Annotated in this window: 8 protein-coding genes and 2 pseudogenes; 7 read left to right on the forward strand and 3 right to left on the reverse strand. The window is 69.0% G+C overall.

The window, feature by feature from the left end; all coding sequences use genetic code 11:
* Positions 1-72: 72 nt before the first annotated feature.
* On the reverse strand, positions 73-1308 hold the full coding sequence (locus ACFYO0_RS12450) for an IS701 family transposase (RefSeq protein ID WP_388674260.1): 1236 nt from the start codon (positions 1306-1308) through the stop codon (positions 73-75).
* A 127-nt stretch (positions 1309-1435) separates the two neighbouring features.
* On the opposite strand from ACFYO0_RS12450, the gene ACFYO0_RS12455 reads away from it, so the two are divergent.
* Both ACFYO0_RS12455 and ACFYO0_RS12460 read left to right on the forward strand, forming a co-directional pair.
* A complete protein-coding gene (locus ACFYO0_RS12455) occupies positions 1436-1837 on the forward strand; it encodes a hypothetical protein (RefSeq protein ID WP_388673981.1) in 402 nt (133 codons plus the stop codon).
* A gap of 96 nt (positions 1838-1933) precedes the next feature.
* A pseudogene (locus tag ACFYO0_RS12460) lies at positions 1934-2248 on the forward strand (DUF4389 domain-containing protein); the annotation flags it as partial.
* Here ACFYO0_RS12460 and ACFYO0_RS12465 read toward each other — a convergent pair.
* Positions 2240-4769: pseudogene (locus tag ACFYO0_RS12465) on the reverse strand (GNAT family N-acetyltransferase); the annotation flags it as partial. The pseudogenes ACFYO0_RS12460 and ACFYO0_RS12465 overlap by 9 nt on opposite strands.
* 442 nt (positions 4770-5211) lie before the next feature.
* On the opposite strand from ACFYO0_RS12465, the gene ACFYO0_RS12470 reads away from it, so the two are divergent.
* The 4 genes from ACFYO0_RS12470 to ACFYO0_RS12485 all read left to right on the forward strand — a co-directional run bounded on the left by ACFYO0_RS12470 (position 5212) and on the right by ACFYO0_RS12485 (position 8186).
* Entirely contained in the window at positions 5212-6099 is an 888-nt protein-coding gene (locus tag ACFYO0_RS12470; protein ID WP_388673983.1) for an SDR family NAD(P)-dependent oxidoreductase, read from the forward strand.
* A 355-nt stretch (positions 6100-6454) separates the two neighbouring features.
* Positions 6455-7180 carry an SDR family NAD(P)-dependent oxidoreductase gene (locus ACFYO0_RS12475; RefSeq protein WP_388673985.1) on the forward strand — a complete coding sequence of 242 codons (726 nt, stop codon included), beginning with the start codon at positions 6455-6457 and terminating at the stop codon, positions 7178-7180.
* Between the two features lie 15 nt (positions 7181-7195).
* Entirely contained in the window at positions 7196-7774 is a 579-nt protein-coding gene (locus ACFYO0_RS12480) for a TetR/AcrR family transcriptional regulator (RefSeq protein ID WP_388673987.1), read from the forward strand.
* A 37-nt stretch (positions 7775-7811) separates the two neighbouring features.
* Positions 7812-8186 (forward strand): hypothetical protein, encoded by a 375-nt coding sequence (locus ACFYO0_RS12485; protein ID WP_388673988.1) that lies wholly within the window; start codon positions 7812-7814, stop codon positions 8184-8186.
* Positions 8187-9170: 984 nt separating this feature from the next.
* On the opposite strand, the gene ACFYO0_RS12490 is transcribed toward ACFYO0_RS12485, so the two are convergent.
* Positions 9171-10766 (reverse strand): trypsin-like serine protease, encoded by a 1596-nt coding sequence (locus ACFYO0_RS12490; protein ID WP_388673990.1) that lies wholly within the window; start codon positions 10764-10766, stop codon positions 9171-9173.
* Between the two features lie 400 nt (positions 10767-11166).
* Here ACFYO0_RS12490 and cseB point away from each other — a divergent pair, with 400 nt between their 5' ends.
* Positions 11167-11937 (forward strand): two-component system response regulator CseB, encoded by a 771-nt coding sequence (gene cseB / locus ACFYO0_RS12495; RefSeq protein ID WP_388674262.1) that lies wholly within the window; start codon positions 11167-11169, stop codon positions 11935-11937.

An 11937-nucleotide genomic window follows, 5' to 3' on the forward strand; every position in this document is an offset into this window, starting at 1 on the left:
AGGTCAGCGCGTCACTCGCCCGCAAGTTGTTCTTCTGCGAGCCCTTAGTACTCCAGCTGTAGATCGTGATCTTCATGTCTGATCGGCGGCTTGTCGGTGGTAGTGGCTGGTTCTGGATCGGGCCTGGTGGCGGCGCCGCCAGAGGGACCAGCGCAGCCGGCGGACCGCATCGGGCGCGGGTTCAACGAGTGCCGTGAACAGTCGCTGGATCTCGTTGCAGGTGAGCGGGACCAACCCGTCCGGAGCGGGATGGCGGGCATGTTCTGCCGCACGGGTGACCGCCAGGAAAGCGTGCGCGAGCATGGCCAGGGTGACCCAGCGCGACCAGGAGGTGAAGCGGCGCACCTGGTGCTCGTCCAGTCCCGCAAGACCCTTCCCCGATTGGAACGTCTCCTCAACTCTCCATCTCGACCCGGCGACGTGGACCAGCGTGGCAAGGGGTGCCGGAGCGGGCGAGGAGCAACGGTAGTAGGCCCGTTCGCCGGTTGTACGGTTGCGTCGGATCAGCAGTTGGTGATGATTCGGTCCGGAGTCGGCCAAGTCGATGACTGCCCAGTCGTAGAAGCGGTGCCCTTTGGCCCCGGCCCCAGCCGACAGCTTCTGCCAGGCCCGCTTGGGCACCTTCGCGGCCAGCGCGTCGGCCCGGAACTTGCCCGCTCCCGTGATGACGCCCGCCGAGGAGGCGACGGCCAACACGAAGCCGACCCCACGTTCTTCCAGTGCGGTCCGCAGACGCGGGTTGCCGCCGTAGACCTCGTCGCCCGTGACCCAGTCCACGCGGTGTCCGGCGTCGAGGAACCGGCCGATCATACGGCTGGCCAGCTCCGGCTTGGTCGCAAAGGCTGTGTCCTCTGGGAGGCCAGCGGCCCGGCAGCGGTCCGGCTCGCATGTCCACGAACGCGGGATATAGAGCTCACGGTCCACCGCCGCGTGCCCGCGCGCTCCCGCGTAGACGAGGTAGACAGCGACCTGAGAGTTCTCGATCCGGCCCGCAGTGCCCGTGTATTGACGCTGCACCCCGACCGTGTGGGTGCCCTTCTTCAGGTCGCCGGTCTCGTCGACGACGAGGACTGCCCGCTCATCGTGCAGCTGCTCCACGACATAGTCTCGTACGTCGTCCCGAACCGCGTCGGCGTCCCAGGACGCCCGGCACAGCAGATGCTGCATGCCATGCGGTGTCGCTTCCCCGGCCCACTCGGCGATCGTCCAGCAGTTCTTGCGCGGCAGGTCCGACAGCAGCCCGAGCACCAGCCGTCCCGCCCGGCGCCGGGCCTCCACCCGCGCGAACCGTCCGGCTATGCGTCCCATCAGGCCCTCGAACCCTGCCTGCCAGCGGGCAGGGTCTACGCTGTGACCTGCGGCCACCGCATGATCGTTTGTCTTCACACACTGATGATCAACGGTGGCCGCAGCCATACCGGGCAGGAGGAACACCATGCAGATCGCCGGCGTCGACATCTACGTCAATCACCCCGTTCTGCACCTCGGGGCAACCGACTGGGTGCCACTTTCCCTCGCTCTGGACGCCGCGCCTGCAGCCAGTTGCGACACCCACGTGGCCGTCCGGGTTCGACCCCAGAGAGGGCTGATCAAGGTGCGTCTCTTCACACCGTCTGATGACCCGCAGGTCCAACGCCCGGACCCGGCGTTCGCCACCGTCTTCGACGGCACCCTCCTGCTGTCCGACGGGCGCATCGCAGTCGGCGATGTCGAGCAGCAGACCCGCTTCGTGCACCGAGTGGGCGACCGCGGTCAGTTCAACGTACGCGTCGCCGTGAACGCACCGGGGCCAGACGCCAGCGCCATCGACATCGTCATCGCCGGCTCGAGCAAGTGACCCGCGAGACGCCCATTCCAGCATGAGACCGCTCAACGCGCGGCGGCCGCACCGCGATCAAGATCACGATCTACAGCTGGAGTATTAGGGCTTGCGGATTACCCGGCCCGACTGGACATCGCCTACCCGGTGCGGCTCTCCCGCGGCCTGGTGCTGGTGAAGTGGTGGCTCCTTGCCATCCCGCACTACATGGTCATCGGCTTCTTCCTCGGCGGCGCCCACCTCAGCTGGTGGTCCGGCGGGCTGATCGGCGTACTGACGATCATCGCGGCCGTGATCCTGGCCTTCACCGAGAAGTATCCGAAGGACCTGTTCGACCTGATCATCGGCCTCAACCGGTGGGTCCTGCGCGTCACCGCCTACGCCGTGCTGATGACGGACACGTACCCACCGTTCCGCCTCGCCCGCGGTCGCCAGGACGGGGTTGAAGTCGGCTTCGGCGAGCTGCGGCAGGTCGCTCGCCATCCGGGACAGGCGCAGGAGCAGCCCTTCGAGGTCGACCGGTCCGCCGCCGTACGCACCGAACAGCAGCGGAGCACAGCGCGGTGCGGTGATCAGGTCATGCACGTCGTGGTCGGTCAGCGGCGCGAGCCGTGCGGCATGGTCGGCGAGGACCTCGGTCGCGGTGCCGCCGAGCCCGAAGAGCACGAGCGGGCCGACAACTTGGTCCTGCACCACGCCCGCGAACAGTTCGGTGCCGCGCGCGGCGAGCGGCTGGACCACCACTCCGGTCATGAGCCCGGCGACCGTGACCCGAAGTCCCGGAAGGCGGCACGCACTTGGGCATCGCCCTGGAGATCGGGACGAATGGCGCGCTGTTCACTCTTGTGGAGCAGGCCCGGCCAGTGTGCCTTCAGGACCACCCGGCCATCAGCACCGCGCAGCCGATCGGCGGCCACGACGGCGTCGTCCTCGGTCTCGGCCCAAACCCAGGGCAGTTATGGGATGCCGTAGCAGGCGAGCAGTTCGGCGCAGGTGCGCGGATCGAGCCAGCCGCCGCCCGCGTGCGCGGTCAGGTACGCCTCGGCGACCGCGTGCGCGCGAGCCGTGTCGACCTGGGCCGACGTCGGGATCGTCCCGGCCGGGCGACTTGGCTACGCCGAACGGCGGGCCGCATGCGCCAACGCCCTTGCCGCCGCCCCGGGTTCGGCGTACGAGGGGATGGTGCCGCCGTCCGTGGCCGGCAGCAGCCTGACGGGCAGGTCCTGTTCGAGCCGTACGGCGGCGACCGGCCGTGCCCGGGGTCCGGGACCGTCAGTGAGGACCGGATCAGGTCGTCGCCGGTCGCCTCGGCGACCGCGGTGGGAACAAGGACCAGCAAGTACGGCGTCGGCCTCCGGACACCGCATGATCCTGTCCACGCAGTCCCTGAGCTGCTCCTCCGTAACGGCGGCGGTGGCATCCACGGGGTTGCCGACGGCGGCTCCGTCGGGCAACACGGCGAGCAAGGCGTCCACCGTGTCGGGGCTGAGCTGCGGCAGGGAAAGCCCCGCCTCCGCGCAGGCGTCGGCGGCCAGGACACCCGCACCGCCCGCGTTGGTGACGATCACCATACGGGTGCCCACTGGGAGTGGCTGGGAGTGCATCAGGGCGGCGGTTTCCAAAAGTTCGCCGACCGACCGGGCGGCGGCACGCCGGCCCGCGTCGGTGCGACCGGCGTCGACGGTCAGCACCGGCATCCGGCGGGTCACGCGCCGGGCGGTGCGGGAGAACGCGCGCGGGCTGCCGAACGACTCCAGGTGCAGCAGGGCGAGATCGGTGCGGCCGTCGCTCTCCCACCACTGGAGCATGTCGTTACCGCTGACGTCGTACTTGTCGCCGAGCGAGACGAAAGACGAGACACCGATGCCGAGCCGGGACAGCCCCTCGAGCAGGGCGATGCCCACCCCACCGGACTGCACAGCGACGCCTGCCGTGCCGGGGCTCGGATGAGCGGCCGCGAAGGTGGCGTCGAGGCAGAGTTCCGGATCGGTGTTGGAGATGCCCAGGCAGTTGGGGCCTACCAACCGCATGCCGTACGTCCGGCACGCCGCCAGCAACGCCTGAGCCTGGTCTCCGTCGAGCCCGGCGGAGGAGACGACGAGTGCCCGCACTCCGGCCTTGCCACGCTCCCCGCGGTCGCGGGGAGCGCCGCCGCGGGCACCGCGAGGACCGCGAGATCGGGGACCTTGGGCAGCGCGCTCACCGAGGGATGGCACGGCACACCCAGCACCGACGTGACGTTCGGGTTCACGGCGAAGAGCAGCCTTGTGAAACCACCCGCGTACAGATGGTGCAGGAGAGCCCGTCCCACCGACCCTGGCCGTCGCCCGGCACCGACCACCGCTACTGTCTCCGGCCGCAGCAGTGGCACCAGGCTGGCCACATCCGCAGCCCGGCCACGTGTCTCCACCGTCGACAGGTACGCCTCGTCCTCAGCAAGCTCGATGGTGCAGCGCACCTCTGGGCCCTCGAAGTGACGGGCTGTGCGCAGTCCCAAATCGGCGAAGAGCCGGAGCACTTCGCGATTCTCGCTGAGCGCGTCAGCGGTGAACGTGCTGATGCCCTCCGCTCGGGCAGCCGAGACCAGATGCTCGACGAGGAGGGTACCGACGCCCCGGTGGTGCAGTCCCTCGGCCACGGCGATGGAGATCTCGGCCGATGCCTTGTCGTCACCGGTCTCGTACTCGGCCAGGCCGATCACCTGGCCTTGCGTCTCTGCCAGCAGCACTCGGTATCCGGGGCGCGGCGGCGCGCAGGCCCGGTCGGCCACCATCGTGGCGGAGCGCCGGACCGCGGCGAAGAACCGCGGCCGGAGATTCTCCGTGGACATCTCCTCGTACAACCTTTGCAGCTGTTCGTGATCTCGCGGCGTCACGGCCCGGATGGACACAGTCGTGCCGTCCGCGAGCAGGGCGTGAACCATGGGGCGACTGCGCTCGCCGTCCGTCATCACGTGCCTCCTCGAAACCTCTCGATACTCTGAGCATCCAGCGGCCGTGGGCCCTCCCCAGGGGCTGGTCGGGGTACGCCGTTCGGGCCTGTCGGCCTACGCGCGGCTCCTGCGGATCCGAACAGCCTCCGTAGTGCGTCGGCGGTCGACGAACCGTGGATACCTCGAGCCCTGTGAATCAGTCCTCCGGCAGTAGCAGCGTGCAGGTCTCTCCTGGTGGGACGGTGACGGCCCGGGTCGGGCAGCACGACGCGGGTCAGTGACCCCTCCGAGTCGGGCACACCGATCCGCAACTCCCAGGTCCACTCCGACACTCGTCGTCCTCCCCCTTTCCCTGCAGGGCGTGGGCGACCCTGCCGAGCTACAGACCGAAGTGGCTGTGCCGCCTCAACGCACCCACGACGATCAGGTCGGCGTCGGCCGATGCGTCCAGGAAAACCGTGTGAGCGGGGCCTCCGTCCGCTTGCCGATGTACGTCGACCTGCGGCCGCTCCCGTACGGAGTCGCGAAGTGCGTCGGTGAGAAGGGTGAACGCTCGTTTGTCCTGGACGGCGGCGGCGTCCTCGACCAGAGGATGGTCCACATGCTCGTGGGCGAGACGGCGCCAGGCCCGTACGGCGAACGGGCTCTGGACGACCCGGACGCCGACACCGCCGCACTGGACCGGATGCACGCCACCAACCACCTCGGCGTGATCGCCGTCATCCGGGCCGCCTCCCGAGTGCTGCGCGCGGGCGGCCGCATCATCACGGTGAGTTCCGGACTGGGCTCCCGGGTCGGTGTCCCGGGAGCTGCCGACTACTCGGCGACCAAGTCAGGGATCGAGAGGTACACCATGGGGGTCGCACGGGACCTCGGGTCCCGGGACATCACGGCCAACGTCGTGGAGGCCGGGCTGATGGAGGGCAGCATGGAAGGGCCGGCCCCCGAGATCCTCAAGGCCCTGGTCAGCTCGCTGTCTCTGCAACGCATGGGTCACCCCGAGGAAATCGCCGCGGCGATCGCCTTCCTGGCGAGCCCGCCGCGTCGTACGTCACGGGCGCGGTGCTGGACGCCCACGGTGGCTACAACGCTTGAACCGGGACCCCTGTCGCGCGCCCCGAAGGACATCGCGCCTTCGGGGCGCGCACCGCCAATGACCCGCGCGTGTGTGGACGGCTGCCATGTGCGCGACTCCCACGCACGCGAAAGGGGGGAGCCGCGACCGGTTCGCCGCCGGTCGACCGGCGGAAGACGGGCAGCTGGCACCAGCCGATCTGCGACGGCAAGGGCACCACGCTGCACATCATCACGACTGCTGCCAACGTCAACGACGGCACCCGATCCCTAGCCCTTGTCGATGGCTTCCCGCCCGTGGCCGGACGGCCCGGCCGCCCGCGTCGCCCCCCTACTCATTCCTCGGCGACAAGGGCTACGACTCCAATCCCAACCGGCAGGAACTGCGCAAGCGGCTGATCCTGCCGGTCATCTCCCGCAAGGGCGCCCCGAATATCAAGGACCTGGGCAAACTCCGCTACGCGAGCCGCGGGTTGGCACTCCACGACGCCCGCTCGCCACCGAAGGCTTCATCGCCGCGGTGGCGCCGTGCGGGCGGAGCAGCCGCGGTGTGACCCGGAACACCCTGCCTATTGGACAGATCTGTCCAATAGAATTCTTAGACAAGATTGTCTAAAGGAGAGAACGTCATGAGCGATTTGTCCGACAAGACGGCCCTCGTCACCGGAGCAACCTCCGGTATCGGCAAGGCGACGGCGCGAACACTGGCCGCGCGGGGGGCGACCGTGATCGTGACCGGCCGCGATACCCGGCGCGGAGCGGAAGTGGTCCAGGAGATCGAGGCGGACGGCGGGGCAGCCCGCTTCGTCGCCGCGGACATCAGCGACCCGCAGGACGTGGCCCGGCTGGTCCGCGAGGCAGGCGAGGTGGACGTCCTGGTGAACAACGCCGCAACCGGCACGTTCGGCCCCAGCGCCAGCATCGACGACAAGCAATACGACGCGATGTTCGACAGCAACGTACGCGGAACGTACCTGTTGACCGCAGCCCTGGCCCCGCGAATGGCCGGACGGGGCAGCGGCAGCGTGATCAACGTGAGCAGCGCGGCAGGCACGATCGGAGACGTCAACAACGCGGCCTACGGGGCGACCAAGGCGGCGGTGAATTCGCTGACCCGCTCCTGGGCTGCCGAGTACGGCCCGGCCGGCGTGCGCGTCAACACGGTCGCACCCGGCCCGGTCTACACTCCCGGCGTCCCCAAGGAGGCGGCCGACAGCTTCATCCCCGTCATCCCGTTGGGCCGCGTCGCCCAGCCCGAGGAGATCGGCGAGGTGATCGCCTTCCTCGCCGGACCGACTGCCTCGTACGTGAACGGGGCCACCATAGCGGTGGACGGAGGCCGCACCGCGGTCTGACCGTACGATGGAGGCATGACATCGACGGCAGGTTCGGGCAGGCGTTCCGCACGTGAGCGCCTGCTCGAGACCGCCGACCGGCTCTTCTACGCCGAGGGCATCCACACGGTCGGCATCGACCGGATCCTCGAGGAGTCCGGCGTCGCCAAGGGCTCGCTCTACTACAACTTCGGCGGCAAGGACGACCTGGTCCGGGAATACCTGCTCCGCCAGCACGCCCGCTGGGTGTCCGCCATCGACGCGGCGGTCGCCCGCGAAACCGATCCGTACGCGCGGATCATCGCGGTGTTCGACGCACTCGGCCCGATCTTCGCCGAGCCGGGATTCGCCGGCTGCACCTTCCACCACGCCGCCGCCTCCTCCCAGCCCGGCAGCACCGAGGACCTCGCCGTCAAGAAGTTCCGCGTCTGGCTGCACGAGCTGTTCACCGGCCCGGTCGTAGAATCCGGTTGTCCCAACCCCCGGCGGCTGGTCACCCAACTCGTCCAGCTCTTCGACGGCGCTAACCTCGCCGCCGCCGCCGACGGCGACCGGCTTGCCGCCGAGGCAGCCCGGGCCACGGCCGAGGTGCTCCTCGCCTCCATGTCCTCCTGACGCATGTCGGGTACGGGCACGCTTCTGACATGAGCCGATGCCGGAGAACGCGATCGCTGATGAGCAGCAGCCCCGCTGCTACGCACGCCGCAGCTCAGCCCTGCCACCGGCGGATCCGACGTGGCGACGGTGCGTCAAGCAGCACGCCGTGCGTGCCGCGGCACACACAGGGACCGGCCCTGCCTACGCCGATACGACGATGGCCGGAGTGCCGGTGGGGCTGTATCAGCCAGGTGCCGGCAATGTCGTCGTCTACCTGCACGGCGGCGGTCGCGTCCTGTGCGATTTCGGCACTCACGACCCTGAGGTCATTCGGCTCGCGGAGACCACCGGAACTCAATCATCCAGCTGCCTGCTGCCCGCCGCCACTCTGATCCGTGAGCTTCTTCGAAGGTGGGCACCGATCATGTGACGGCCCACGAGCCGCAAAGAGCGTGGCCCCCGGGCTGTTTGATCGAGATGCCTGACGTCTCACTCGCGCTGCTCGGGGCGTTTTTGGTCTTCTGTCCTGCCGCACTCGACCTGCCCCATGTGCTCGTGGAGTGCCCCACAGGTCGTCAGGCACAAGATCAGCAGACACCCGACAGATCCTGCTGACACAACATTCGACTGCCAAGCCCCACAACGAACTTCATGCTGAAACGATCAGTAACTCGCCCCGGAACCGTTCCACCTCCCCCAGCCTCACACCACAAAGATGCCCACCACCAGGAAAAATCGCTCAATGTAACGAAGTACTACTAGGTCCTGACTGGAAGTCGGGTCGTCGGGGCTGGCGGACTTGGGGCATGCCGAGGTGAATGGGGCGTCGGCTGCGGCGGACGAGCGCGATGCTGCTGCCCTTGGTCCGTGGTGCACAGTTCCGTGACTAAACTGCGCCAGATGCGCTGGCATCCGGGAGCGCGGCAAAGGGCGGTGCCGACCTGGAGCCGATCGGCTCGCAGATCCTTCGTGGCGACGGCCGCGTACTCCTCCAAGGGGCGACCATCGCGTTTCCAGCGCTGGCCGCAGGGTGAGCACAGCCTGGTGCTGGCCGTGGTGGTTTCGCCGCATCCCTGAACTCGGCTGAGTCGGCAGCCGAGTTCAGGGATGCTGCTGAGGGAGGACGAGGGTCCTGCCGACGGGATCCCAGCAGATGCCCGTCAGGAAGTCCTCGGCGACCGCGCCCCATCACCGCAGCAGCGCGAGACATCGTCACATCGGGGCGCCGGATCGGCGCCGTGGACAGGCTCACTGTGTCTCCCGGCCATGCTCGCGCGGGCTGGGAACCCGGCCGACCGTACGACCCGCAGCGTGAAGGCGAACTCTGGGACGCCGTCGAACGGTTCACCGCGGCGTACGCCGCCAGGCCGGACGCCGCGGTGAGGTGACGCGGTGATCCCGGACACCGAAGTCGCTACCGCCCGCGCCCCTCGGAAGGGCTGCCGTGGTGATCAGGACGGGACGGCGCACCGCTGAGGGTGCAACCCTGCCGGGACAGATCCAGTTGTGATCCCGCGGTCAGGCAGGCCCCGAGCAGGTGAACCTGCTGGCCGTAGCTGCGGCCCTGCACGGAGGCCACGGCTCCACCCTGGTCCACCTCACAGGGATTGTTGTCGGTGCATTGCTCACCGGCGTCGTTATGGGTGTTGTGGATGCCCACGATCGTGGTTCCATCGGGCGCCAGCAGCGCCGAACCGGACGTGCCGTGCCAGGGGGTGCAGCCCTCGTCGGCGGCGTAGCGGATCGAGTCGTCCTGCTGGTAGCCGCCCTCCCGCAGGTGCGTGACCACGGCCTCGGCGGTGCAGTCAAGCCGACCGCCGCTGTAGGCCAAGGTCAGCGGATCGCCTGCACGCACTGCGGTGGAAGCGAGCCGGAAGACCTTCGCACGCTCGGCCTTCAACTGCGCGTAGGTCTTGTCCAGACGGTAGAGCGCGATGTCGGTGCCTGTCATCGTCGCGTACACCAATCGATCGGCGCGGCCGGTGGTCCGGGGGTAACCCTGAGGGTCGGCGATCGGCACCTCACGGTCGGCGGGCTGGTCCACCAGTGCGGCGCCGGGTGCGGGCAGCCGCCCCTGTACGCAGTGACCGTTGGTCAGCAACAACGCCCGGTCCCGCGGCCGGGAGGCCGGAGTGCTGATCACTGACCCCACGCAGTTGCCCAGATCCGTGGCGCCTTCCACATTCGGAATGTGGTCATCGGGGGGCACGTCGGTGCCGGTGATGATGCCGTTGATCCAGTCGGTGTACCGGGTGACATCGGTGTACAGCGTCTTGCCGCTTTCGTCGGGGCCGCTGACCAAACCGGCCACCGCCCACCGGCCCCCTTCGCGGACCAGCGCCGGCCCACCGGAGTCCATGTTCGACGCGGCGACGCGGCCGTCAGCGTCACCCACGCACAACTCACCGCTGGGCATGGCTGACGGACACGCCGAGACCGGCTGTACCACGGTGTCAGCCTCCCGCAACCGGGTGGGAAAACACGCCGCGTTGTCGCTGTCGTCGCAGGTCATACCCCACCCCATGATGCGAACGGGCGAGTTGTCCGGCGGCGTGGCCGAGGCAATCGGCACCGGCTTGGCCCGAACCGGTGTCCGTAAGTGCATCAACGCCACGTCCCGGCCCCAAAACCCCCCCTCGTCGAGGCTGGTCGCCAGCCGGTAGTAATGGTCGACTTCGGCGACCTCGCCTCCAGACGTGGTGTCCAGGGACCCGACCCGGACCTTCCAGCCACGGGGGACACCCGCCTTCGCGTTGGTCGGGTTCTTACCGGCACAGTGACTGGCGGTCAGAACCCATCGCGGTGCGAGGACCATCACCCCGCACCCATGCCCGTCCGAGCGCGGCGGCGCCGGATAGGCAGGCTGGAAAGAGCCCATGAACGAGTAGGCCCGGGTTGACTCGCTGCCCCCCACGACGGCCTGCGCCGACGGGGCAGCCATCAGGGTCGCGGTCACCGCGATCCCCGTCGTCAGGACGGCAGCCGTCCTGAGACCCTTGAACCTGCGCACGCGTGAATCCCCTTTCGTCCGCCACCGGTTCTCGCTCCGGCGGCTCGCACGGCGCGACAGCACCCGGCCGCACCCTCCGGCCTCGATCTTGGACCCAGCAGTCCTCCGGGCGGCCTCGTCCGCGTATCCGACACGTCTCGACAACCGCTCGGCCGTGTATCAGTCCTGACGCACGCGCCGTGCGAGGCCCGCGCCCGGTAGCAGGCACAGGAGGACTGCGTCAGATGTCCCACCTCGTGTCGGGCCGTTCTCGTCGGTGCGCGGGCAAGGGATACCGCAGAGCGGCCCGCCGCACCCGTGACCGCTACCACGACAGGACCGCCGACGTCGGGAGCTATATTGCGGTGGCAGTTCCTGAGGGCATGACAAGACGTCCGGCCCTTCGCATGGATGGGTGATGATGACGCATTCAGCCGCTGGTGAGAGGCTTCCAGCGCCCGTCGCGGTCCTCCTGGTCGAGGACGACGAGGTGATCCGCAGGGCGGTCGCGATGGCGCTGGAGCGCTACGGCTACCGGGTCACGACGGCCGGGGACGGGCTGACAGGTCTGGAGCTGTTCCGGAGCGGTGGACATGACCTGCTGCTGATGGACGTGATGCTGCCCGAACTGGACGGCATCGGGCTGTGTCGGCGGATCCGGGAGACCAGCATGGCCCCGATCCTGATGATGTCGGCGCGCGGCGACGCCCTGGACGTGGTGTCCGGCCTGGAGGCGGGCGCCGACGACTACGTCGTCAAGCCGGTGGACACCTCCGTGCTGGTGGCCCGGATCCGTTCGCTGCTGCGGCGGGCCACGTTCGCCCCGACCGCGGTGCCCGGGACCCCGGCCACGTCCACGACCACCGAGTCCGCGGCGGAGTCCCGGCCCGCCGTGCGCCAGGAGCGTGCGCGGCTGCGCTTCGGGGACCTGACCATCGACCCGGCGGGACTTGAGGTCTTCCGGGCGGAGGTACCGGTGGCGCTGGCCCCGACCGAACTGCGGCTGCTGCTGGAGTTCGCCGCCCACCCCGGCATCGTGCTGGACCGCCAGACACTGCTGCGCAACGTGTGGGACTACGGCTGGGACGGTGACAGCCGGGTGGTCGACCTGTGCGTACAGCGGCTGCGCAAGAAGATCGGACCCGAGCGGATCGAGACCGTCCGCGGGTTCGGCTACAAGCTGCGGCCCTGA

The sequence above is a fragment of the Streptomyces sp. NPDC006365 genome, from assembly GCF_042870755.1.
In the GTDB taxonomy this organism is placed as follows: Bacteria; Actinomycetota; Actinomycetes; order Streptomycetales; family Streptomycetaceae; genus Streptomyces; species Streptomyces xiangluensis.